The 22771-nt window shown below is 71.0% G+C and carries 19 protein-coding genes; 8 read left to right on the forward strand and 11 right to left on the reverse strand.

Going from position 1 to position 22771, the window contains the following annotated elements:
- Window positions 1-40: 40 nt before the first annotated feature.
- From AC5P09_RS17520 to AC5P09_RS17530, 3 genes are all read right to left on the reverse strand, one after another.
- Entirely contained in the window at window positions 41-646 is a 606-nt protein-coding gene (locus AC5P09_RS17520; protein ID WP_493874804.1) for an Rv1733c family protein, read from the reverse strand.
- A gap of 190 nt (window positions 647-836) precedes the next feature.
- Window positions 837-1664 carry an MOSC domain-containing protein gene (locus AC5P09_RS17525; RefSeq protein WP_493874805.1) on the reverse strand — a complete coding sequence of 276 codons (828 nt, stop codon included), beginning with the start codon at window positions 1662-1664 and terminating at the stop codon, window positions 837-839.
- Between the two features lie 41 nt (window positions 1665-1705).
- Window positions 1706-2140 (reverse strand): DUF6643 family protein, encoded by a 435-nt coding sequence (locus AC5P09_RS17530; RefSeq protein ID WP_493874806.1) that lies wholly within the window; start codon window positions 2138-2140, stop codon window positions 1706-1708.
- Between the two features lie 298 nt (window positions 2141-2438).
- Here AC5P09_RS17530 and AC5P09_RS17535 point away from each other — a divergent pair, with 298 nt between their 5' ends.
- The gene (locus tag AC5P09_RS17535) at window positions 2439-3659 is read left to right on the forward strand and encodes a TerD family protein (RefSeq protein ID WP_493874840.1); all 1221 of its coding nucleotides are present in this window, start codon (window positions 2439-2441) and stop codon (window positions 3657-3659) included.
- A gap of 4 nt (window positions 3660-3663) precedes the next feature.
- On the opposite strand, the gene AC5P09_RS17540 is transcribed toward AC5P09_RS17535, so the two are convergent.
- Window positions 3664-4830: a glycosyltransferase gene (locus AC5P09_RS17540; protein WP_493874841.1), complete on the reverse strand. Its 1167-nt coding sequence runs from the start codon at window positions 4828-4830 to the stop codon at window positions 3664-3666.
- A gap of 69 nt (window positions 4831-4899) precedes the next feature.
- Between AC5P09_RS17540 and AC5P09_RS17545 the strand changes: the two genes are divergently transcribed.
- Entirely contained in the window at window positions 4900-5685 is a 786-nt protein-coding gene (locus AC5P09_RS17545; protein WP_266444931.1) for a glutamate racemase, read from the forward strand.
- 137 nt (window positions 5686-5822) lie between these two features.
- Window positions 5823-6368: a hypothetical protein gene (locus tag AC5P09_RS17550; RefSeq protein ID WP_307672844.1), complete on the forward strand. Its 546-nt coding sequence runs from the start codon at window positions 5823-5825 to the stop codon at window positions 6366-6368.
- A gap of 38 nt (window positions 6369-6406) precedes the next feature.
- Here the strand turns inward: AC5P09_RS17550 and AC5P09_RS17555 are convergent, their stop codons facing one another.
- A complete protein-coding gene (locus tag AC5P09_RS17555; protein ID WP_493874807.1) occupies window positions 6407-7417 on the reverse strand; it encodes an O-antigen ligase family protein in 1011 nt (336 codons plus the stop codon).
- A gap of 300 nt (window positions 7418-7717) precedes the next feature.
- Here AC5P09_RS17555 and lnt point away from each other — a divergent pair, with 300 nt between their 5' ends.
- From lnt to AC5P09_RS17575, 4 genes are all read left to right on the forward strand, one after another.
- Entirely contained in the window at window positions 7718-9331 is a 1614-nt protein-coding gene (lnt, locus tag AC5P09_RS17560) for an apolipoprotein N-acyltransferase (RefSeq protein WP_493874808.1), read from the forward strand.
- Window positions 9332-9398: 67 nt separating this feature from the next.
- Window positions 9399-9878, forward strand: coding sequence for an NUDIX hydrolase (locus AC5P09_RS17565; RefSeq protein ID WP_493874809.1), 480 nt, complete (start codon window positions 9399-9401; stop codon window positions 9876-9878).
- Between the two features lie 54 nt (window positions 9879-9932).
- Window positions 9933-10742: a 3-hydroxybutyrate dehydrogenase gene (locus tag AC5P09_RS17570; protein WP_493874810.1), complete on the forward strand. Its 810-nt coding sequence runs from the start codon at window positions 9933-9935 to the stop codon at window positions 10740-10742.
- A gap of 77 nt (window positions 10743-10819) precedes the next feature.
- On the forward strand, window positions 10820-12766 hold the full coding sequence (locus AC5P09_RS17575; protein ID WP_493874811.1) for a helix-turn-helix domain-containing protein: 1947 nt from the start codon (window positions 10820-10822) through the stop codon (window positions 12764-12766).
- Between the two features lie 56 nt (window positions 12767-12822).
- Here the strand turns inward: AC5P09_RS17575 and AC5P09_RS17580 are convergent, their stop codons facing one another.
- From AC5P09_RS17580 to AC5P09_RS17605, 6 genes are all read right to left on the reverse strand, one after another.
- The gene (locus tag AC5P09_RS17580; protein ID WP_345566444.1) at window positions 12823-14217 is read right to left on the reverse strand and encodes an MFS transporter; all 1395 of its coding nucleotides are present in this window, start codon (window positions 14215-14217) and stop codon (window positions 12823-12825) included.
- Window positions 14218-14479: 262 nt separating this feature from the next.
- Window positions 14480-14893: a VOC family protein gene (locus AC5P09_RS17585; RefSeq protein ID WP_493874812.1), complete on the reverse strand. Its 414-nt coding sequence runs from the start codon at window positions 14891-14893 to the stop codon at window positions 14480-14482.
- Between the two features lie 152 nt (window positions 14894-15045).
- Window positions 15046-15354, reverse strand: a complete 309-nt coding sequence (locus AC5P09_RS17590; RefSeq protein ID WP_493874813.1) for a glycosyltransferase — start codon at window positions 15352-15354, stop codon at window positions 15046-15048.
- Between the two features lie 382 nt (window positions 15355-15736).
- Window positions 15737-18919 carry a glycoside hydrolase gene (locus AC5P09_RS17595; protein ID WP_493874814.1) on the reverse strand — a complete coding sequence of 1061 codons (3183 nt, stop codon included), beginning with the start codon at window positions 18917-18919 and terminating at the stop codon, window positions 15737-15739.
- A gap of 236 nt (window positions 18920-19155) precedes the next feature.
- Window positions 19156-19485, reverse strand: a complete 330-nt coding sequence (locus AC5P09_RS17600) for an antibiotic biosynthesis monooxygenase family protein (RefSeq protein ID WP_493874815.1) — start codon at window positions 19483-19485, stop codon at window positions 19156-19158.
- Between the two features lie 139 nt (window positions 19486-19624).
- Window positions 19625-20746, reverse strand: coding sequence for a glycoside hydrolase family 53 protein (locus AC5P09_RS17605; RefSeq protein WP_493874816.1), 1122 nt, complete (start codon window positions 20744-20746; stop codon window positions 19625-19627).
- Between the two features lie 309 nt (window positions 20747-21055).
- Between AC5P09_RS17605 and AC5P09_RS17610 the strand changes: the two genes are divergently transcribed.
- Window positions 21056-22651: an alpha/beta hydrolase gene (locus tag AC5P09_RS17610; RefSeq protein WP_493874817.1), complete on the forward strand. Its 1596-nt coding sequence runs from the start codon at window positions 21056-21058 to the stop codon at window positions 22649-22651.
- The last annotated feature ends 120 nt before the right edge of the window (window positions 22652-22771 follow it).

Below are 22771 nucleotides of genomic sequence, written 5' to 3' on the forward strand. Positions count from 1 at the left end.
CGTGCGCGCAGGCGGTGGGTTGACCAGAGCCGGAAGGCTGTCAGCTGCCGGTGCCGGTCCTGCCCCAGTCCGGGCCCGCACGCTCCCAGGCCTGGTCCCAACGGGCGTACCGGCGACGGACCATGCGCCAGAGAGCGAGCCTTCTGCCCACCTCGACGAGGACCGCGGTGAGCAGGGCCGCGCCGAAACCGGCGAGGACGGCATGGGTGGTCGCGGTGGCGGAGTCGAGCGGCCGGGCGACCAGGCGGCCGTGCTCGTCCGTCCACAGGGTGAAGTGGTCGCCGCGGTGCGGAGTCTTGAGGGCGGCCACGACCGTGCCGTGGTGCGCGGTGCCTTCCGGGGCGGTCCAGTCGGCCTCCACCCGGCTGCGCAGATCCCGGCCCGAGGAGGTCTCCGGGTCGGCGTCCAGAGGAGAGCGGTCCAGCTTGCGGACCACGGTGGCTGTCACCAGGTGGCGCGACTCGCGCTGCTCGCGCACGGACCGCTGCAGCGCGTCCTCGGCGACGCCGCCGACGAGTGCGCCGATGACGGGTCCGACGACCAGGATCAGCAGCACGGCCACGAGGGCCACCCAGGCCTCGGCCAGATCGGTCGCACGGCGCAACGGGTTGCGCCGCCAGCGCCAGATTCCACTGATCGCCCGCACCGTCCCGCACCCCCTTCCCGCTCCGTGATAACCCCCGGCGGAGCCGTTCACGCGCGGGCCCGGTCAAAGAGAGAGCGAAATCACCTGTGGCCGGGTCCTCTCATGAACTTCTCACGAACCCAACGCCCGGCCCCCCGGGCCGGGTTCCCGTGATCCGGCTTCCCGCCCGATCCGCTCCGCTCGGTGCGCTCTACTCGAGAACGGTCACCGGATCGCCGACCCGGATCGTGCCGGGGGAGAGGGGCACCAGGTTCTGCCCGAAGACGAGCTTGCCGCCGAAGCGCCGGTGCCGGCCGAGGGTGCGCAGGGGTTCCCGGCCGCGGTCGGCGGTGCTCTGGTCGGTCGTGGTCACGACGCACCGCCCGGACATCTTGGCGACCCGGAAGACGACGTCGCCGATGCGGAGGCGCGACCAGTCGTCCTCGGCCCAGGCGGCGGTGCCCGACACGACGACGTTGGGCCGGAAGCGGTTCATGGGCAGCGGGCCCTCGGCCGCGTGGTCACCCTGGGCGATCAGGGAGTTGAGGGCGTCGAGAGAGGCCGCCGAGGTGAGCAGCAGCGGATAGCCGTCGGCGAACGACACGGTCTCGCCCGGCAGGGCGAACTCCGGGTCGACGGGTCGGCAGGTGGCGGGGTCGGCCATGTGGATCAGGCGCAGCTCGGCGCCGAGGTACTCGCTGCACCAGGCATGCGCTGCGTCGCTCTCGGCCGGCACCGCTTCGACCTTGTCGCGGAAGACGGTCACCGGCACGCTGACGTCCGGCCGCGGCACGGGCACCGTCAACGTGTCCATGCCGGGCGCGGACAGACGAACGCCGCCGCCGGGCAGCAGCTCGGCGGCGGCCAACGCGAGGCGCGGTTGCTCGCGTTGCGTGACGACCTTTCCCCCGTCGTCGACCAGTACCCAGCGTCGGTCACCGGCCAGACCCCAGGGCTCCACGACGGCCTCCCGGGGCGCCTGGCCCCGGAACGCCTTGACCGGATGAACATGAATCGACTGCAGTTGTGCGCTCCCCATGGGGCCATCGTGCCAGTCGGCACCGACAGCCCGAGAAGGATTTAGTAGCCGCGGTACTGCTGGTTGTGCTGGTTGTTGTACGGGTCCTGGTAGGGAGCCGGTGCGGGCCGGGGAGCCGCGGGGCGCATCGCCTCGTAGCCGGTGCCCATCCCGGGGCCCGGCTGGCGCTGCGGACCGGGATAGCCGCGTGGCGCGGCGGCCTGCTGCGGGATGTACGCCGCGGGCGCCTGCTGGAGCGGTGCGGGCTGCTGTGCCTGCGGATAGCCGTAGGAGGGCTGGGACGGACCCGCCGGAAGGGCGGGGAGTGCCGACGGCAGCGCGGGCAGATAGCTGCGCGGCGTGTCGTACTCGGCGGGGACCCGGATCGGAGCGATCTGCGGGGTCCCCCGCTCGGCCACGAGCCTGTCGTAGATCGGAGTGTCCGGGAAGGAGGCGGAGTAGTAGCCGCCGCCATAAGTGGAGCGGGGGGAGGTCATGGCACATAAGTTAAGCCCACGATGTGCTGGTTGGGGAGACCGATAAGAGGGTTGTTTTCCGTGTCGGCAGTGACGCGGCATCCCCAATGCGAGCGAACTTGGCAAAAAGGGACGGCGGACAGGGTGATTCTCAAGTAAAGGCCGAGTTCCCGGGGGGTTACCGGCGGTTGATCACCGGTCTTCCTGTGCTGTTCATGGGAGTTCGCCGGCTCGGGGAATAGGTTGGCCGGGTAGACAGCACGAGGCGAGTGCCGGGGCGTACCCGGCGCGGTGACACGCGATGGGGGCGGACATGCCAATGCCGAAAGGGTCGAATGTTCCGGTGCCGTCGACGGCACTGCGCGTCGAATTGGGGTGGCGTTCGGGTGCTGGTGTCCCCGACGTGGATGCCTCGGCGCTGCTGCTGGTCGGAGGGAAGGTCCGTTCCGACGCCGACTTCGTCTTCTACAACCAGCCGGTGCACGCCTCCGGCGCCGTCCGCCACGAGGGCAAACGTGACGAGGGCGGCCGGGTGACCGACACTCTCCTCGTCGACCTCGCGCGCGTGGAGCCCGCGATCGAGACCGTCGTCCTCGCCGCCTCCGCGGACGGCGGCACGTTCGCAGCGGTGCCGGACCTCTATATCGAGGTCCGTGAGCAAGCTCAATCCACCGTGGTCGCGCGTTTCGACAGCGAGGGCGCCACGGTAGAAACCGCTTTCGTTCTCGGTGAGTTCTACCGTCGTCAGGGCGCTTGGAAATTCCGGGCCGTGGGACAGGGCTACGGCAGCGGCCTGGAAGGCCTCGCCAGGGACTTCGGGATCACCGTCGACGAACCGCAGCAGGCCGCACCCGTCACGGCCCCCGCCGCCGCGCCGCCGCCCCCTCCCGCGGCGTCCCCGGTCCGTCTCACCAAGGTGACTCTGACCAAGGCCGCCCCCTCCGTGTCGCTCACCAAACAGGGCGGCACTTCGGGCGCCCTGCGGGTGAACCTCAACTGGGAGATGCGCAAGCAGTTCTCGGGCTGGGGCAGCAAACTGGGCCGGGCGGTCGCCATGCACGCCGACCTCGACCTCGACCTGTGCGCCCTGTACGAACTCGCCGACGGCAGCAAGGGAGTCGTGCAGTCGCTCGGCAACGCCTTCGGCGCCCTGGACCGGCCCCCGTACATCCATCTCGACGGCGACGACCGCACCGGCGCCGTCGCGAGCGGCGAGAACCTCACCGTCAACCTCGACCACCAGCAGGCCTTCCGCCGCATCCTCGTCTTCGTCACCATCTACGAGGGAGCGCGCTCCTTCGCCGAGCTGAAGGCCACCGTCACCCTCCAGCCGCAGCACGGCGCCGCGATCGACTTCTCCCTCGACGAGTGCACCGTCCCGTCGACGGTGTGCGCGCTCGCCCTGATCACCAATACCGGCAGCGACCTGGTCGTCCAGCGCGAGGCCCGCTACCTGGTGCCCGAACGCGGGGTGAGCCCTCAAAGGACCGTCGACTACGCGTATGGGTGGGGCATGAACTGGACGCCGGGCAGGAAGTGACCGCTCAGGTCTCGTCGCCCACCACGGCGTCCGGCCGCGTGTAGGTACGGCCCTTCCATGCCGCACCGCGTCCCCTGTAGTGCTGCACCGCCGAGTCGACCGTCATGAGGAGGTAGAGGAACGCGGTGAACGGCAGCAGGGGAGCGAGCCACAGCGGCTGACCGTAGTAGCGGAGCATCGGGACGTACGTCCCCGTCATCACCAGCCACGCGAGACCACCGAGGACCACGGCCGCCGTACGTCCCGTCGCCAGACCCGCGACCAGGGCCATGGGCGGCACGAGATACACCAGCACCAGCCCGGCCACCGTTCCGGTCAGCAGCAGAGGGTTGTGCCGCAACTGCGCGTACGCGCTGCGCGACACCATGCGCCACAGGTCGTGCAGCCGCGGATAGGGGCGCACACTGTCCACCCGTTCCGCCAGCCCCAGCCAGATGTGTCCGCCGCCACCCTTGACGGCCCGCGCGAGCGCCACGTCGTCGATGACGGCCTGCCGGATGGCGTCCGGGATCCGCGCCCGTTCGGCCGCCTCGGTGCGCAGCAGCACACAGCCGCCCGCCGCGGCCGCCGTCCGTGCTCCCCGGACGCCGATCCGGCGGAACGGGTACAACTGCGCGAAGAAGTAGACGAAGGCCGGCACCACAAGGCGTTCCCACAGGCTCGCCACCCGCAGCCGGGCCATCTGGGAGACGAGGTCGAAGCCCCCGGTGCGCGCCGCCGCGACCAACTGCCGAAGGCTGTCCGGGGCGTGGGCGATGTCGGCGTCCGTCAGTAGCAGGTACTCGGGGGCACGCGCGCGTGCCAGGCCGATGCCGTGACGCACCGCCCAGAGCTTGCCGGTCCAGCCCGCGGGCGGCTCACCGGGCGAGGTCACGGTCAGCGGCAGTCCTCCGTGGCGCCGTGCCAGTTCGTGCGCCAGCTCCCCGGTGCCGTCCGAACTGCCGTCGTCCACGAGGAAGACCTCCGCCCGCCCCGGATAGTCCTGGAGGAGCAGCGACGGAAGACTCGCCGGCAGCACCTCGGCCTCGTCGCGCGCCGGTACGACGACACAGACCGGCGGCCAGTCCTCGGGGTCGGTCCTGGGCGGCAGTCTGACGTCCGTGCGCCAGAAGAAGCCCTGGCAGAGCAGCAGCCACAGCCAGGCGGCGAGTGATCCGGCGGCAGTCCACACGATGGCGCTCACGGGCGCAGTCTGCCCCACGGGCCCGGCCCGTAAGGGCCCATCGTCTATCGTGGCGGGGTGAAGATCGCGCTCATGGACTCCGGGATCGGGCTGCTGGCGGCCACCGCCGCGGTACGGCGTCTGCGACCCGACGCAGATCTCGTCCTCTCTTTGGACCCCGACGGCATGCCCTGGGGCCCCAGGACTCCTCAGGACCTCACCCGGCGCGCCGTGGCCGTCGCCGAGGCCGCCGCCGCGCACCGGCCCGACGCCCTGATCATCGGCTGCAACACCGCCACCGTGCACGCGCTGCCGACCCTGCGCGCCCGCCTCGAACCCGGCATCCCGGTCATCGGCACGGTCCCCGCGATCAAGCCGGCCGCGGCCGGCGGCGGCCCCTTCGCGATCTGGGCGACGCCCGCCACGACGGGCAGTCCCTACCAGCGCGGCCTCATCGAGGACTTCGCCGACGGCGTGGCGGTCACCGAGGTGCCCTGCCACGGTCTCGCCGAGGCCGTGGAGCACGCCGACGAGGCGGCCATCGAGGCCGCCGTCGCCGCGGCCGCGGCCCTGACCCCGGACGAGGTAACGACCGTCGTCCTGGGCTGCACCCATTACGAGCTGGTCTCGGAGCGGATCCGCGCCGCGGTGCAGCGCCCCGGCTTCCCGCCGCTCGTCCTGCACGGCTCCGCGGGAGCGGTCGCCGCCCAGGCGCTGCGCCGGCTCGGCGAGCAGCCCGCCCCCCGGGCGGTGGCCGACGGAACCCTGACGGTGCTGCTGAGCGGACGCGAGGGGAGCCTGCCCGAGCCCGCGCTGGCCTACGAGGAGGGCCGGCTCCTCGCGACGGTCAGCCCCGCGCGGTAACCACGCAGACGTCCTCCGTATGCGGCGCGTACGCCGGGGCGGACAAAAGCGGACGTCTGGCGTCCGTTGCCCCACCCGGAGCAGTCACTCTCCGCGACGCGCTACCCGCGCAGCGAATTCTGAGTAGTCTCGTACGCATGAGGGACCACCCCCGCGGCGAGAACACTCCGCACCCCGACGTCTGGACCGGACGGGCCTCCAACCGGATCCAGTGGCTGCTGGCGCTTGCCGGCGCCGCCTGCCTGGCGCTCGGCATCGAGCTGGCCGTCGACTCGGCGTGGACGTCCGGCATCGCCCCGCTCGTCATGTCCGTCGTCGGCTGCATCGCGGCCGGACTGCTGGTCCTCTTCGGCACCCTCGCGTTCGTGCACGTCGCCCTCAAGGTCGACAAGGAGTCCCTGGAGGTGCGCTGCGGCCACATGGGCGTGCCGCGCCGCCGCATCCCCCTGGCGCACGTCGCGGGCGCCGAGTTCGAACCGCTCGTCACCCCGCGGCACTGGGGCGGCTGGGGTTACCGCTGGCGCCCCGAGAAGGGCACCGCGGTCGTCGTACGGCGCGGCGAGGGCGTGGTCCTGCAACTGTGGGACGGCCACACGTTCACCATCACCGTGGACGACGCGGAGGCGGCCGTACGAGTCATCCGTGACCGGCTGAGGTCGGGCACCGCCGGCGCCAGGCCCTGAGGCCGTCCGGTCGAGCAGACCGCTGACGCCGCCGAGGCTCACGAGGTCAGCCGGTCACCACGTGGACGTACGTCCTTCTCGTGCCCCGGCGGCTCGTGCGCGAAGGGGCGTGCCGTGGCCAGTCCGGCCAGCAGCCCCGCCCCCGCCGACACCGTGGTGAAGCTCAGCGCGTTGCCGACACAAGCGATCGCCGCCAACGCCGTCAGGGCCGCGCCCGCGGTCAGCGCGACCGGTGTCGGCCGCCGGGTCCGCCACAGCGCGTAGAGCACCCAGCAGAAGACCGTCGCCAGCAGGGCCACGCCGACGATTCCCTGTTCGGCCGCCTGCTGGAGCGGCGCCGAGTGGGGCTTGCCGTCGGACAGCAGTGTCTGGGTCGCCGTCGTGCTGAGCTCCCCGAACCGTCCAGGGCCGACGCCCAGCCCTGCCTCCTGGTGTGCCATGTGCAGCGCGTCGTGCCACAGCCCGAGCCGGTGCTGGGTCAGCTGTCCCTCCAGGGACACCTCGAGCCCGTCCGGCATCGTGTTCCCGGCGACCGCCCAGGTCAGCCCCGTCATAAGGGCCGCGGACAGGGCCAGTCCCGCGAGGCCGAGGCCGCGGCGGCGCATCCGGCCCGCGGCGAGCGAGCACAGCAGCACCGCGGTGCAGGCGAGGAACCCGGCGACCGAACCGAGAACGGCCGCGGTCACCGCGGTCCCGGCGGCCAGGGCTCGCAGGGCGAGCCGCAGGGCGGGCGCTGTGGCGGACCAGGCGGCGCAGCACGCGGCGCCGGCGGCCAGGGTCAGCAGGGCGGCGGTGGCGCCCTCCTGCCCCAGCGGCGCCACGATCTCCGGACCGGCGGAGAGGTGCGGCCGACCCACCGTGAGGCCGAGCCCGGCCAGGGCCCCGGCGCAGGGCGCCGCGACCGGCAGGAGCGATCCACAGATCCGCCCCGCGGCGTAACCGGCCGCCACGGCCAGGACCGCGAGCAGGACGCCCTCGGGACGGCCGTCGTGCGCGGCCGCCGTGATCAGGGACCAGGCGGCGCAGGCCCCGAGCACCACGACCCCCATCGCGTCAGAAACGTTTCGTCTGTCGCCGTCCTCATCCGGTCCGGCCACAGACGTCATCCCCGTGGAACCCACCCCGCCCCCCGAACCCGGTCGCCCCCGACCTGTGACGGTCCTGGCCGCCGCGGGCGTTACCGGCCCGTACGACAAAGACTCCGGCACACCGTAACGGCTGATGAGCGGTTTGTGGACGAGTTGGACCGAGTTGCACAGGAACGATGCGTCCGTTGTGCGGGAATGCATCCTCTGTGACCGGACGGACCGTGCTGTCGGTGCCGAGGTCACCCGCCGTACACTCCCCAGGTGACCGTCACCGCAACTTCCGTGGACGAGTCGGACCAGGTACAGCCCCCGACCGCGCCCGCAGCACGCGGGGCGCGGCTCCTGCGTCGTCTCGCCCCGGCCGCCGCAGCCGCGCTCTCCGGAGTGCTGCTCTACGTCAGTTTCCCGCCGCGCACCCTGTGGTGGCTGGCCCTGCCCGCCTTCGCCGTCTTCGGCTGGGTGCTGCGCGGCCGTGGCTGGAAGGCGGGTCTCGGTCTCGGCTACCTCTTCGGCCTGGGCTTCCTGCTGCCGCTGCTGGTGTGGACCGGCGTGGAGGTCGGCCCCGGGCCCTGGATCGCGCTGGTCGTGATCGAGGCGATCTTCGTCGCGCTGGTCGGCGCGGGCGTCGCCGCGGTGTCCAAACTCCCGGGCGCGCCGGTCTGGGCGGCCGCGATCTGGATCGCCGGCGAGGCGGCACGCGCGCGCGTGCCCTTCAACGGCTTCCCCTGGGGCAAGGTCGCGTTCGGCCAGGCGGACGGCGTGTTCCTGCCGCTCGCCGCGGTGGGCGGCACCCCGGTGCTCGGCTTCGCGGTCGTTCTGTGCGGCTTCGGTCTCTACGAGGTCGTACGCCTGGCCGTCGAAGGGCGGCGCACGCGCGTGGTCCGGCGGTCGGCGGCGGCCGTCGCCCTGCTGAGCGTGGCCGTACCCGTGCTGGGCGCGGTGGCCGCCCGGCCGCTGGTGAGTGACAAGGCCGAGGACGGCACTGTGACCGTCGCGGTCATCCAGGGCAATGTGCCCCGCGCCGGACTGGAGTTCAACGCCCAGCGGCGGGCCGTGCTCGACTACCACGCGCGCGAGACCGAGCGGCTGGCCGCCGAGGTCAAGGCGGGCAAGGTCGCCAAGCCCGACTTCGTCCTGTGGCCGGAGAACTCCTCCGACATCGATCCGTTCGCCAACGCCGACGCGCGCGCCGTCATCGACGAGGCGGTCAAGGCGATCGGTGTGCCGATCTCCGTCGGCGGTGTCGTCGAGCGGGACGGCAAGCTCTACAACGAGCAGATCCTCTGGGACCCGGTCAAGGGACCCGTCGACACCTACGACAAGCGGCAGATCCAGCCCTTCGGCGAGTACCTCCCGCTGCGCTCGCTCATCGGCGCGATCAACGACAAGTGGACCTCCATGGTCAGCCAGGACTTCAGCCGGGGCAGCAAGCCGGGCGTCTTCGACATGGACGGCGCCAAGGTCGGCCTGGTCACCTGCTACGAGGCCGCCTTCGACTGGGCCGTGCGCTCCGAGGTCACCGACGGCGCGCAGATGATCTCCGTGCCCAGCAACAACGCGACCTTCGACCGCAGCGAGATGACCTACCAGCAGCTCGCCATGTCCCGGGTTCGTGCCGTCGAACACAGCCGGACCGTCACCGTTCCGGTGACCAGCGGCGTCAGCGCGATCATCATGCCGGACGGGAGGATCACGCAGAAGACCGGCATGTTCGTCGCCGACTCGCTGGTCCAGAAGGTGCCGCTGCGGTCCTCGCAGACCCCCGCCACGCAGCTGGGGATCCTGCCCGAGATCGCCCTGGTCCTGATCGCGGCCGGCGGACTCGGCTGGGCGATCGGCGCCGGAGTGCGCGGGCGACGCGCCGGTGGCGTGTAGCCGTACGCCCGTTGGACGCCGGTCAAGAACGCCGGAGTAACGGAACCCGCCCGTTAGGGTCGGGGCCATGGCTACTCCTGACTTCATCCGTACGCTCCGGGCTTCCATCGGCCACGAGTTGCTGTGGCTGCCCGGCGTCAGCGCCGTCGTCTTCGACGACGAGGGCAGAGTGCTGCTCAACCGCCGTACCGACACCCGCAAATGGGCACTGATCGGCGGCATCCCGGAGCCGGGGGAGCAGCCCGCCGCCTGCGCGGTGCGCGAGGTCGAGGAGGAGACGGGGGTGCACTGCGAGGTGGAGCGGGTGATCGTCGTCCAGTCGCTGAAGCCCGTCACGTACGAGAACGGCGACATCTGCCAGTACATGGACATCTCGTTCCGCTGCCGGGCCCTCGGCGGTGAGGCTCGGGTGAACGACGACGAGTCGCTGGAGGTGGGGTGGTTGGCGGTGGACGCCCTGCCCGAACTGAGCGACTTCGCGCACCAGCGGATCAAGCAGGCACTGTCGGACGCACCCACATGGTTCGACCCCACGAGTTCCGAGTGAAGTGTGGGTGGTGACCACATGGGGCGGGGCTCGGTTGCTGCCTAGGGTCGGGACATGACCGCTAGCAGTGCCCACCCGGGCCCCCACGGCGCTCCCGCCCCCCTGCTCGACCTCGGCGGCCGCACCGCCCTCGTCACCGGTGCCGCCGGCGGTATCGGCCGCGCCTGTGCGCTGCGGCTCGCGGCCGCCGGCGCCAAGGTGAGGGCGGTCGACCGGGACGCGGCGGGTCTCGAGACGCTCGCCGAGCAGGCCCTGGGCCTCGCGGGCACCCTCGAACCGCATGTCCTCGACCTCACCGACCTAGACGCCGCCGAACTCGCGGCCGCGGGGACCGACGTCCTCGTCAACAACGCCGGGCTGCAACTCGTGCGGCCCATCGAGGAGTTCCCGCCCGACGTCTTCCACACCGTGCTCACCGTGATGCTCGAGGCGCCGTTCCGGCTGATCCGAGGCGCCCTGCCGCACATGTACGGGCAGGGGTGGGGCCGTATCGTCAACGTGTCCTCCGTCCACGGTCTGCGCGCCTCGGCCTACAAGTCGGCCTATGTGGCCGCCAAACACGGCCTGGAGGGGCTGTCCAAGACGGCCGCCCTCGAAGGCGCACCCCATGGCGTCACCTCCAACTGTGTGAACCCCGCCTATGTGCGCACCCCACTGGTCGAGCAGCAGCTCGCCGACCAGTCCCGGGCGCACGGCATCCCCGAAGAACGCGTGCTCGCCGAAGTGCTGCTGCAGGACAGTGCCGTCAAGCGGCTGATCGAGCCCGAGGAGGTCGCGGAGGCCGTGGCATACCTGTGTGGCCCGCGGGCGTCCTTCGTGACCGGCACCTCGCTCGTCCTCGACGGCGGCTGGACCGCGCACTGAGCGGGGGCGGCGTCGGCCGCCCGCGAAGTTTTCCACAGGGCTGACTGGCCGGTCGGGTGATGGTGAATCCTGTGAACATGTCCCGCGATCACGTGCAGTCCGCCGAGCGTTCCGACGCCGCCGCGGCAGCGTCCGCAGCCGGTGCCGAGGCGCCGTTCCTCGAGCTGCTCGCCCGCGGCGCGTCCGCCGACACCTATGAGCAGCCGGTGCTGCTCGCCCGTGCCGAGGGACGCCCGGCCGAGTCGATCCACGCGCTGGAGCAGGCCAAGCTGCTGGCGCTGCGCGTGCGCTCGGAGCTGGAGGGGCGGCGTCGGCGGGAGGCCGAGCTGTCCGCGCTCTTCGAGACCGCCCACGACCTGGCCGGGCTGCGCGACCTGGACGCGGTGCTGCAGGCGATCGTGCAACGCGCCCGGTCGCTGCTCGGCACCGACGTCGCCTACCTCAGCCTGAACGACCCGGTGCGGGGTGACACCTACATGCGGGTCACCGAGGGCTCGGTCGCGGCCCGCTTCCAGCAGCTGCGGCTCGGGATGGGGGAGGGCCTCGGCGGCCTGGTCGCGCAGACGGCCCGGCCGTACGTCACCGACGACTACTTCGAGGACGACCGTTTCCAGCACACCCACGCCATCGACGCGGGCGTGCGGGACGAGGGCCTGGTCGCCATTCTCGGCGTGCCCCTGATGCTGGGGCACCACGTCATCGGGGTCCTCTTCGCGGCGGACCGGCGAGCCCGGGTCTTCGAACGGGAGCAGATCGCGCTGCTCGGCTCCTTCGCCGCGCTGGCCGCGGCCGCCATCGACACCGCGAACCTCCTCACCGAGACCCGCTCGGCCCTCGCCGACCTGGAGCGGGCCAACGAGATCATCCAGGACCGCAGCGGCGTCATCGAGCGTGCCTCCGACGTCCACGACCGGCTCGCCGAACTCGTGCTGCGCGGCGGCGGGGTCCACGACGTGGCCGCCGCGGTCTCCGAAGTCCTCGACGGCACGGTCGAGTTCACCGAGGCCGCCACCGCACCCGCCGAGGCCCTGGAGGTGTCCCGGGCCGAGGGACACGCGGTGCGGCACACGGACGACTGGATCGCCGCAGTCGCCGCCGGTGGCGAACTCCTAGGCGCGCTCGTGCTGCGCGGACACCCGGGGCTCGACCCCGTCGACCAGCGCACCCTGGAGCGCGCCGCCATGGTCACCTCGCTCCTGCTGCTCGCCCGGCGCTCCGCCGCGGAAGCGGAACAACGCGTGCGCGGCGAGCTGTTGGACGACCTGCTCGACGCCCGCGACCGCGACCCGCGCCTGCTGCGCGAGCGCGCGTCCCGGCTGCACGCCGACCTCGACGCCGGCCATGTCGTACTCGCCGCCCGCCTGGACGGCGCCGCGGCCGACGCCGACCAGGAAGCGGCCGCCCGCAGACGCCTGTGGTCAGCGGCGTCCCACCTCGCCGCCACCCGGCACGGACTGGCTGCCGCCCGCGACGGCGGCACCGTCCTGCTGCTGCCCCTGGAACCCGGGGACACCGCGACGGAGCTGGCCCGCCGCACCGCCCGCCACCTCGGCACCGCCGTGCACGAGGCGGTCACGGTCGGCGCCTCCGCCCCGGTCGAGGACCTCGCCGCCCACCCGGACGCCGTGGCCGCCGCCTACGCGGAAGGACGGCGCTGCCTCGACGCCCTGCGGCTGCTCGGCCGCTCCGGCGACGGGGCCGCCGCCGAGGACTTCGGCTTCCTGGGGCTGCTGCTGGCCGGCGACCGGGACATCGCCGGCTTCGTCGACCGCACCATCGGCCAGGTCGTCGCCTACGACGAACGCCGCGGCACCGACCTGGTGCGCACTCTCGACGCGTACTTCGCCTGCGGGATGAGCCCGGCTCGTACGAAGGACGAGCTGCACGTCCACGTGAACACGGTCGCCCAGCGACTGGAACGCGTCGGCCGTCTCCTCGGCGACGACTGGCAGAGCCCCGCGCGTGCCCTGGAGATCCAACTCGCCCTGCGGCTGCACCTGTTGTCGGGACCCGCACACCACTGACCCCGTACGCATGGCCCCCGTACGCACGGACGTACAGGGGCCGGTTCCGAAGGGGGTCAGACCGTACGGGCGTCCGCGGTCCGGGCCGATGCGGGCTCCGCGTCGGCCGGGGGATCGACCTCGGCCAGGTCCCGGTGGCGGGTCTCCTTGGCCACTCCCACGGCGATGACCGTCAGGACGGCCGCGCCGATGACGTACAGCGCGATGGGCGTGGAACTCCCGTAGTCGGACAGCAGCGCCGTGGCGATCAGCGGTGCGGGGGCACCCGCCGCGACCGAGGCGAACTGAGCGCCGATGGAGGCACCCGAGTAGCGCATCCGGGTCGCGAACATCTCGGAGAAGAAGGCGGCCTGGGGCGCGTACATCGCGCCGTGCAGCACCAGGCCCACGGTCACCGCGAGGATCATGTTGCCGAAGCCGCCGGTGTCGATGAGCGCGAAGAACGGGAACATCCACAGCCCGACGCCGACCGCGCCCAGCAGATACACGGGACGGCGGCCGATCCGGTCCGACAGCGCGCCCCAGCCCGGGATGACGGCGAAGTGCACGGCCGAGGCGATGAGTACCGAGTTGAGCGCGGTCTGCTTGGAGACGCCGGCCGAGGTGGTGGCGTAGACGAGGATGAACGCGGTGATCACGTAGTAGCTGATGTTCTCCGCCATGCGTGCGCCCATCGCCACCAGGACGTCCCGCCAGTGGTGGCGCAGCACGGCGACGAGCGGCAGCTTCTCGACGTCACCCGGGCGTGCCGCCTTGCGGGCCTCGGCCTGTGCCAACGCCTGCTTGAAGACCGGCGATTCATCGACAGACAGACGAATCCACAAACCGACGATCACCAGCACACCGGAGAGCAGGAACGGAATCCGCCACCCCCAGCTGCCGAACGCGGCGTCCGACAGAACGGCGGTCAGCAGGGACAGCACCCCGGTCGCGAGGAGCTGCCCCGCGGGCGCCCCGGTCTGTGGCCACGACGCCCAGAAGCCGCGTCGGCGCGCGTCCCCGTGCTCGGACACCAGCAGCACCGCCCCGCCCCACTCGCCGCCCAGCGCGAAGCCCTGCACCAGACGCAGCACGGTCAGCAGCACCGGAGCGGCCGTTCCGATCGTCGCGTGCGTGGGCAGCAGACCGATCGCGAAGGTCGCCCCGCCCATCAGCAACAGGCTCAGCACCAGCAGCTTCTTGCGCCCGAGCCGGTCGCCGTAGTGCCCGAAGACGAGCGCGCCCAGCGGACGTGCGGCGAATCCGACGGCGTAGGTCAGGAAGGAGAGGAGCGTGCCGACGAGGGGATCGGAGCCGGGGAAGAACAGCTTGTTGAAGACAAGGGCGGCGGCGGAACCGTAGAGGAAGAAGTCGTACCACTCGATGGTGGTGCCGATGAGGCTGGCGGCGACGATGCGCTTGAGGCTGGCGGGGGTTTCCGGGGATGGGGGAGCGGTTGCTGCGGAGGCCATGTTCGCCACTTCCTCGTGTGCGGTGGGGACGGTACGTGTCGGGACACCGTAGGAAGACGCAGGTCAGGCGCACATGTGGTGGGACTACATAGTTTCGGGGCTGAGTGTGCGTGCCACCGCCACGACTGCGGCGAGCGCTCCACGGACGTCAACCGCTCACGGCAGGAACCCCGAACCGACGGCACCCCGGCACCCACCGCGCGGCGCCTGTCGGGAACGAGGGCGTGCGGTGGATGCCGGGGTGATCGGAGTGTGGGTGCGATCAGCTCTGCTGCTCGGTGATGTTGACCATCCAGGGGATGCCGAAGCGGTCGGTGCACATGCCGAACACGTCGCCCCACATCTGCTTCTCCAGCGGGACGGACACGGAGCCGTCGGCGGACAGCTTCTCCCAGTAGCCGCGCAGTTCCTTGTCGTCGTCGCCGCTGAGGCTCACCGAGAAGTTGGTGCCCGCTGTCTGCTCCATGCCCGGTGGGTTGTCGGCGCCCATCAGGGTGAAGCCGCTCGGGGTCTCCAGCATGCCGTGCATGATCTTGTCGGCCTCGGGGGCGTCCGGCTGGCCGATTTCCCCGTAGGTGTTGAGCCTCAGCGTGCCGCCGAAGATGTCCTTGTAGAACTCCATCGCCTGCCGGGCGTCACCGTTGAAGCTGATGTAGGGGTTGAGTCGCGAAGCCATGAAAACCTCCTCATTGAGGCTGGAAGGCCGGATGTGCGCACATTAACGCGGGGCACTGACAACGGCCTGTCGTGTGCGGGCCCGGCCGCCCGCACACGCGCTTGTCCCACGGTGAGAAGGCGGTAGAAGCCGAGGTGACGGCGGGCCGTGGCCTATCGGGCGCGGCGGGCGGCGAGGCCGTGCCCTGCAGTCCGCCGGGCCGGATCGTCGGCCGCGAGGGCGTGCTCGAGTTCCGTGGCCAGGGCCCCGGGCCCGGGCAAGGGCCCGGGGCGTGGAGGCGAAGCGGGCGGCGGGGCCGAAGGCCTCGCGCAGGACCGGCAGGCCCACTGCGGCCGACGGGAGCCTGCGGCCAGGGCTTCCGACGCGGCGAGGCCGAAGCCGTCCTGGAGGGAGGGGCAGGTGAAGGTGTCAGCGGTCACGAGGAGGGTCGGCAGTTCGTCGTCGGGCACCGGTCCGAGCACGACCGGCTCGACGCCCGGTTCCGCGGCGCGCTCCTCCCAGCCGGCCCGTACTCGCGGTGGTCGAAGAGGATCTCGCCGCCCGCGACCACCACCGGGCGCACCTCGGGGCGCTCGGCGTGCATGAGGGCGTACGCGTCGAGCAGGTTCAGGGAGCCCCGGCTTCCTCCTGACGAACATGCCGCTCGCCATCGATTACGGAGACCACTGTGCGCTTGTCGGCCGTTCGGGCGGGGAGGGAGGGGAGCGGCGGTCGTGCTCCTCTTCCCTCCGGCCCAGTACTGACGACATGTCGCTCGCCATCGACTGCCGAGACCACTGAGCGCTTGTCGACCGCTCGGCGAGGGAAGGAGAGCCGCGGTCGTGTTCCCTCCCCCGCCCAGCATCAGCGCCGTACGAGTTCGATCCGGTACTGCCTTGTCCGTGACCCGTCCTCGCTGGTCACGGAGACGACGGCCAGGGTGCGGCGGGGCTCGCGGGTCCTCTCGACCGTGACGGTCGCATAGGGGTCGCGGGCCGTCGCGGTGACCACGGCCCGGTGGGGATCCGCGGTGACGACACGGTGGTCGGCGGTGTCGGGATCGAACGGGGCGACGGGGACCCCGGCGACCTCGATCAACGCGGCGGCGGCGTCCGAGGAGACCCCGGGGGTCCTGGCGTACAGCTCGATCTCGCTCATGGTGATGTAGCCGCCGGGCCGTGCGGTCATGACCACGCGTACCCCGGTCGCAGGTCCCGCATCGAGCGGCACGTCGACCACCGGAGTGCCCTCGGTCCCGACCGCGATGTCCTCGCTCGCGTCGATCCACGCTCCGTCGGCGGCGCTGCGCACCTGCGCCTTCAGGCTCGCGGGGAAGGAGGCGTTGTTCCCGTCGCGGTGGAAGTGCGCGACGACCCGATCGAGGTCGCGGGCGGTCGGCAGGGTGAAGGTGAGGGTGTCGGACGGGTTCTTGGTGCCCGGTTTCCAGTTGGACCAGGCCTTCTCGGCGGTGTCGCCGTTGCGCAGACGGTCGGCCGAGTAGCCGCTCTCAGTGAAGGTGGCCGCGAGCGAGACGCCGGCGTCAGGAGCGATGTTGGTCTCCGTGGGTTCGGTGACCTGCACACGCACCGTCGCGTCGACCGTGCTGCCGTCGACCACCCGGGCGGAGCCTCGGAGCGTCACGACCGCGGTCCTGTCGAACGCCCCGTCGGGCGCCGGGTCCCAGGTCACCGGAAGATCGGCTCTGCCGTCGTTCCTGCCGACGCCGACCACGGTCTTCGGCAGCTCCGGACGTCCGCCCACGTATGTCTTGGCGCGGCCGGGGAGCGTCGAGGCGATGGTGTCGACGGTGACGACCGCCTTCGTTGGGATCTCCCGCCCGAGCGGGTCGGTCGCCCGGCCCGTGACGCGTACCGTTCCGGGATCGCGCCACGCCCGGTCAGGCGGAAGGTTCCACACCACGGGGAGGGAGCCGCGGGCCCCGTCCCGGTACACCGGCGTCACCGTCTCCGGGAGCACCGGCGGCAGACCGGGCACGGTGAACACCTCGGGCCGCTCGGTGCGCAGCACGGTCTCGTCGGTCACGGTCCAGCGCTGGTTCGCCGCCGAGGTCGGGGTGTACGTCGACACCTTGGCGCCCTCGGCGGAGGACTGCCCGGTGACGTCGAGCAGGCGGCCCGTGGCGACGTTGACGAACGTCCAGGTGCCGTCGCCGGTCGTCGACATGATCCATTGGGCGGCCTCGCCGGGCTCGCTGTCTGCCGGGTCTTCCAGGACGGCCTGGTTGTCGTGCACCGCGAGGCGCTTGCCGGTGGTGGGGCTGGTGAGGGCATAGCGCTCGCGGTGGTCGGTGCCGGGCGTCAACTGCCGTACCGACCACAGCTGTTCCGCGCTGCTCGCGTCGGTCGTGTGGATGACGGCGCCGGTGCCGTCGGCCGACGGGGCGAGTGACTTCCCGCTCTGTGCGCCCTGCAGCCGGTAGACATGGCCGGGCTGCACGAGCGCGGCGTCCTTCGCCACACCGCCGACGCCCTCGACCAGGAAGGTGGTGACCGACTTCGCGGGGACGACGAGGGTGGCCGACCGGTCGGTGACCCGGACCGGGGTGCCCTTCACCAGCGCACCGTCCGCGCTGGTCACCACGGGAGTGACCGAGGCACCGGGCATGACCTTGCCGAAGCGGGAGAGGTCGAGGGTCACGGAGCGCGCGGACGTACCGCCGTTCACGTGCACCACGGTCGCGGCGCGCCCGGACTGCTTCACCGCGGCCACGCTGGACGGGTCGTCGGTCTTCACGAAGTGGTCGCCGGGGCGGATGTAGTGGGTGAAGTTCCGGATGGTGTGGAACTTCGAGTTGGCGCGGACCGGACAGGTCTCCAGGGTGTCCTCGGCCGTGCAATCGAACGGGACGTGGATGCTGCCCCAGTTCTTGCCCGCCGCGGCCTGCGGGATCGAGTCCTCGACCGGCTGCCAGAACACCCAGGCGGACGGCTCCAGTTCGCGCATGTCGTCGACCATCCGGGTGGCGATGCCGAGCCCCGGTTCCATGCTGGTGAAGTCGGTGCCCGTCCCCCAGGTGCCCTCGACCTCGCTCATCCACAGCTTCTTGTCCGCGCCCTTGGCGATGTCCCGGGCGCTGGTGCGCATGCCCGTGCCGTAGGTGTGCACGTTGAGCTGGTCGACGGCGGCGCGGGCCGCGGTCTCGTAGGCGTTCCAGTTCTGGGTGAAGATGCCGGGGTTGGTCTCGTCCATCGCCGAGATCCCGGCACCGGTCCGCGCGCCGTCGAGCGCCTTGTCGAGGGCGAGGAGCACCTTCTGCTGGAGGGCCGGACCGGCGTGCGCACCCTCCTGACGCCCGCCCGTGGGCTGACCGTCGGCCCCCAACTGGGTGCCCCAATAAGGGGTGTTGGGCTCGTTGAGCGGGTCGATGGTGTCGAAGGTGATGCCGTGCGCCTTCTCCAACTGCTCGGTCACGCGCACGAGATAGGTGGCGAAGTCGTCCACGCGGTCGGTACGGATCTGGTCCGCGCTCGCGTCGAAGCCGCCGGAGACGTATCCGCTGACCGTCTGGAACCAGGGCGGCGAGTTGCTGAACGCCTCCCAGCGGGTGACCTTCTCCTTGATCTGGTCCAGCCACCAGCGCTGGCCCGCGTCGGCGTCCCAGTCCCAGTGGTCCGGGTTGTTCGGGTCCCACCAGTCCATGTCCTTCTGGGTGGTCCCCTCGGGAGCCTTCCAGAAGCCGTCCATGGTGGCGCCCGGCTTCATGTAGTCCTTGCGGACGTCGGGGGCGTTGCCACCGCCGATGTTGTAGCGCGCGATGTTGAGGGCGAGCCCGTCCGCGCCGAACAGCATGTCGACGAGCCGTCTTCGGATCGGCTCCGGGTAGCCGCCCGTGGCGTTGGCGAACCAGACGAGGCTCGTCCCCCAGCCCTCGAACTCCTGCTGCTGGTACGACGGATCCACCCGCACCGTGACCGCGCCCAGCGACGGGGTGTCCGCGACGGCGGTGGGGGCGGTGACGAGGCTCGCGCCGAGTATCAGGGGGACTGCCGGCGCCAACGCCCGGGCGATGCGATGTCGACTGGACACGGAACTTCCTTCCATGACAGCGGAGATGCACAGAGACACAGAGACACAGAGACACAGAGACACAGAGGCACAGAATCGACCAGAAGCAATCGAGCTCACCGCATGCTTGACGACAGAAATGAACACGTCAAGACATTGCGCAGGCGGCGCGGCAGGAAACGAAAAAGCACGCCCTGGGGCCGACGGAGGGCACTGCCTCTCCGCTCGCCGGCCCCAGGGCGTGCCCCGGGTCTGCCTCAGCCCTGCTTGGGCGCCGCCTGCTGCACCACCTCGAAGGACCACAGCGTCGCCCCGCTCGCCGCGGGCTTGGGCCGCTCGCCGCCCGCCTCGCCGCCACCGCTGTGCGCCGCCTGGCCCCGTCCGGACATCCAGTTCTGGAAGTCCTCCTCGGTGCGCCAGCGCGTGTAGACGAGGTAGGTGTCGGTGCCCTCCACCGGGCGCAGCAGCTCGAACCACTCGAAGCCGTCCGAGCCCTCCACGGCACCCGCGCGAGCCGCGAACCGCTTCTCCAGCGTTTCGCGCTGGTCCTCGGGAACCGTGAGTACGTTGATCTTGACGATGCTCATGTCCTCCATTCTGTAACAGAGGCCGGGGTCAGCGGACAGTGGCACCTTCCCGCGCGGCGCATACACGAACGGCACCGTCCGAAGACGGTGCCGTTCGTCACCGGGCGACAAGCACCCGGGCACCAAGAACTACCAAGTACTACGGGGTCCACTTGACGTTCGGGTTCACCTGACCGGTCCAGTTGAAGATGGCCATGTTGTCCCAGCCGTTGCCGCTGTTGTTGATGTCGGCCGGGTCCCAGCCGTTGCCGTTGACCGCGTACCAGGTCGGCTCCCAGTAGAAGACACCGATCGCACCCGCGTTGCGGGCCGTGTTCTGCACGGCGGTGAAGTTGTCGGCCTGGCCCTGCCAGGTGAGCGGGTAGCCCGAGCAGCCGGTGGTGATCGAGTTGCCGGTGCTGTCCGCGTTCGCCGAGGTGAACGGGTACGCCGTCTCGGCGATGACCACGTCCTTGCCGTAACGGGACTTCATGTCGGACACGACACTGCCCATGTTGGCCAGTGTGCCGTGCCACGGGCAGTAGTACGACAGCCCGGTGATGTCCCAGTTGACGCCCTTGGCCTTGATGCCGTCGTAGAACCAGCGCGCGTGCTCGTCGCTGTCCGCGTTGGCCGTGTGGATGATCACCTGGGTACCGCTGTTGCACGCTTTGGTCGCGTTGTAACCCGACTTGAGCAGCAGGCTGAGGTTGGTGAAGTCGTTGTTCACCACCTTGCCCTCGTTCCACAGCATGCCGACGTTGATCTCGTTGCCGATCTGCACGCTGTCCGGGGTGGTGCCCTGGGACTTGAGGCTGTTGCAGACGTCGGACGTGTAGTTGTAGACGTCCGTCTGCAGCTGGCTGATGTTGTGGCTGGACCAGGCCGCCGGCTTGTACTGCTTGCCCGGGTCGGCCCAGGTGTCGGAGTAGTGGAAGTCGACCAGCAGCTTGAGGCCCTTGGCCTTCACCTGCTTCGCGTACGACAGCACCTTGGCCTTGTTGTTGTAGCCGCTGGCCGGGTTGTTCCACACGCGCAGGCGGACGTAGTTGACGCCGGCGCCCTTGAGGATGTCGAGCGGATCCCTGGCGGTGCCGCTCGCGTCGTAGTACTTGGCACCGAGGTCGATCGCACGCTGCGCGGTCGACACATCGGCGCCGCGCATGGTGAGCGTGCCCGCGGCGGAGGCGGTCGTGGGGGCGCTGAGCAGGGACGCGGGCAGGGCGACGGCTGCCATGAGCAGGGCGGCCTTCACTGTGCGACCTGGACCGATCACGGTCATCCCGAACTCCTTTGATCGAGACGTGGCGAAGCCAAGCTATGAGCTTGACATGCGCATGTAGCGGGTTCCGTGAACGTTCACAGTAAGGGAGGTAACAGGGGCTGTAAATATGTGTGTCACGGGGATTTCGTACAGGTGGCGGGCTTGACCGCCACGTCAGGAGGTTGGGTACGTGCACAGACCTGGATCACCAGGTTGGCGAGGTGCCGTCGACCCGCTCTCTGACCGATCATCAGTTTCCTTGTCCTGCAAGGAGGTTCGGGTCATGCTGTGATCCGTCTGTGTACTCCTGACCCATAAGGAACATCCGTGCTGTCCATCCCCCCACTGCCCCCGCGTCGAAGAGGCCGCCGAAGACTGGCCGTCGGAGCCCTGGTCACCGCGTTGTTCGGCCAGTTGCTCGCCGGGACCGCCGTCGCGGCCCCCGCGGCCAAGACGCCGGCACCCGGGCGAATAGCCTGGGAACCCTGTGAATCGCCCTCCGGCGAGGGCACCTTCGAGTGCGCCACCATCAAGGTCCCCGTGGACTGGAAGCGACCGCGGGGCGCCACCATCGACCTGGCCCTCAATCGCCACCTGGCCACCGACCCCGAGCGCCGGATCGGCTCGCTGCTGATCAACCCCGGTGGCCCGGGCGGCTCCGGTGTGGGCTTCGCGTTCAGCGCGCCCGACTCCTTCTCGCCCGCGCTGCTGGAGCGTTTCGACATCGTGGGCTTCGATCCGCGCGGCGTCGGCCTCAGCAACCCGGTGAAGTGCGACGGGGACCGGGTGGCCGCGCAGGGCGCGCTGCTCTACCCGGACAGCGCCGCTTCCTTCGCCGCACTCCGCGAGGCCAACCAGGCGCTCGGCGAGAACTGCCGTGAGCTCACCGGTTCGCTCGTCGACCACATGGACACCGCGAGCGTCATCCGCGACATGGACGCGATCCGCGCCGGCCTCGGCGAGAAGCGGATCAGCTACTACGGCGTCTCCTACGGCACCGGTATCGGCCAGCAGTACGCCGAGCGCTACCCGCACCGCGTCCGCGCGATGACACTCGACTCCAACATGGACCACAGCCTCGACCCGTGGACCTACCAGAAGACCGAGACCGTCGCGATGGAGGAGTCCTACGGCCAGTTCGCCGACTGGTGCGCCCGTACGGCGTCCTGCGCGCTCCATGACCAGGACACCCGCGCCCTGTTCGACTCGCTCTACAAGCGGGCCGACGCGGGTGAGCTGGTCCTGCCGGGCGACCCGCCCTACACCTTCACCACCCAGGACCTCCAGGGCCTCGCCTTCGGCTACATGTACGACCCGGCCACCTGGTTCCAGTTCGCGGAGGACCTCGCCTATCTGGACGCCCCCGAGCCCGCGGCGGACCGGTCCCTCGGCAAGCGCGGCGAGCCGACGGAATTCGCGTACCTCCCGGTGATGTGCCAGGACTACGACTTCGACCTGCCCTCGTACGGCACGCTGGCCCGCTTCGAGCGCGCGCTGTCCCGTCTCGCCCCCCTCACCCGGCTCAACTCCCTCGCCTGGACGGACCTGACCGGCTGCCAGAACTGGCCCACCGAGGTGACCAACCCGCCGCACCGGCTCCGGGTCGACGGCACCCCGCCGATCCTGGTCACCAACAGCCGTTACGACGTGGCCACCCCGCACTCCTGGGGCTCCAACGCGGCCCGTCAGATCGGCCGCGAGGCCGTGTTCCTCACGTACGACGGTGCCGGCCACGGCGACTACTGGCTGAGCCCGTGCGCGCGGGACGCCATCGACACCTACCTCGTCACCCTGAAGACTCCGCGCAAGGGCACCCACTGCCCCGCGGTCTGGCCGACCGGGCCCTCGGCCGAGCGCCGGTCGCCGAGCGGAGGTCTCGTCAACCCGCTGCCCGATCTGCTGGGCACGGGGACGCGCCGGTGAGCCGCGTGACGCGGCCTGATTCGACGCGGTTGTGAGCGAGGGGTCGTGGTCCCGGTCGGCGGGGCCGCGACCCCCTCGTGCGTCTGCACGTCTACGACGCCACGTGACGATGCGTGCGCG

Source organism: Streptomyces sp. a15, from assembly GCF_059026085.1.

Excerpts from the sequence above, each read along its gene's own strand:
- AC5P09_RS17525 (WP_493874805.1), bottom strand. The coding sequence starts at position 1,664 with ATGGGGAGCGCACAACTGCAGTCGATTCATGTTCATCCGGTCAAGGCG.
- AC5P09_RS17530 (WP_493874806.1), bottom strand. The coding sequence starts at position 2,140 with ATGACCTCCCCCCGCTCCACTTATGGCGGCGGCTACTACTCCGCCTCC.
- AC5P09_RS17535 (WP_493874840.1), top strand. The coding sequence starts at position 2,439 with ATGCCGAAAGGGTCGAATGTTCCGGTGCCGTCGACGGCACTGCGCGTC.
- AC5P09_RS17550 (WP_307672844.1), top strand. The coding sequence starts at position 5,823 with ATGAGGGACCACCCCCGCGGCGAGAACACTCCGCACCCCGACGTCTGG.
- AC5P09_RS17555 (WP_493874807.1), bottom strand. The coding sequence starts at position 7,417 with ATGGGGGTCGTGGTGCTCGGGGCCTGCGCCGCCTGGTCCCTGATCACG.
- AC5P09_RS17565 (WP_493874809.1), top strand. The coding sequence starts at position 9,399 with ATGGCTACTCCTGACTTCATCCGTACGCTCCGGGCTTCCATCGGCCAC.
- AC5P09_RS17570 (WP_493874810.1), top strand. The coding sequence starts at position 9,933 with ATGACCGCTAGCAGTGCCCACCCGGGCCCCCACGGCGCTCCCGCCCCC.
- AC5P09_RS17575 (WP_493874811.1), top strand. The coding sequence starts at position 10,820 with ATGTCCCGCGATCACGTGCAGTCCGCCGAGCGTTCCGACGCCGCCGCG.
- AC5P09_RS17580 (WP_345566444.1), bottom strand. The coding sequence starts at position 14,217 with ATGGCCTCCGCAGCAACCGCTCCCCCATCCCCGGAAACCCCCGCCAGC.
- AC5P09_RS17585 (WP_493874812.1), bottom strand. The coding sequence starts at position 14,893 with ATGGCTTCGCGACTCAACCCCTACATCAGCTTCAACGGTGACGCCCGG.
- AC5P09_RS17600 (WP_493874815.1), bottom strand. The coding sequence starts at position 19,485 with ATGAGCATCGTCAAGATCAACGTACTCACGGTTCCCGAGGACCAGCGC.
- AC5P09_RS17605 (WP_493874816.1), bottom strand. The coding sequence starts at position 20,746 with ATGACCGTGATCGGTCCAGGTCGCACAGTGAAGGCCGCCCTGCTCATG.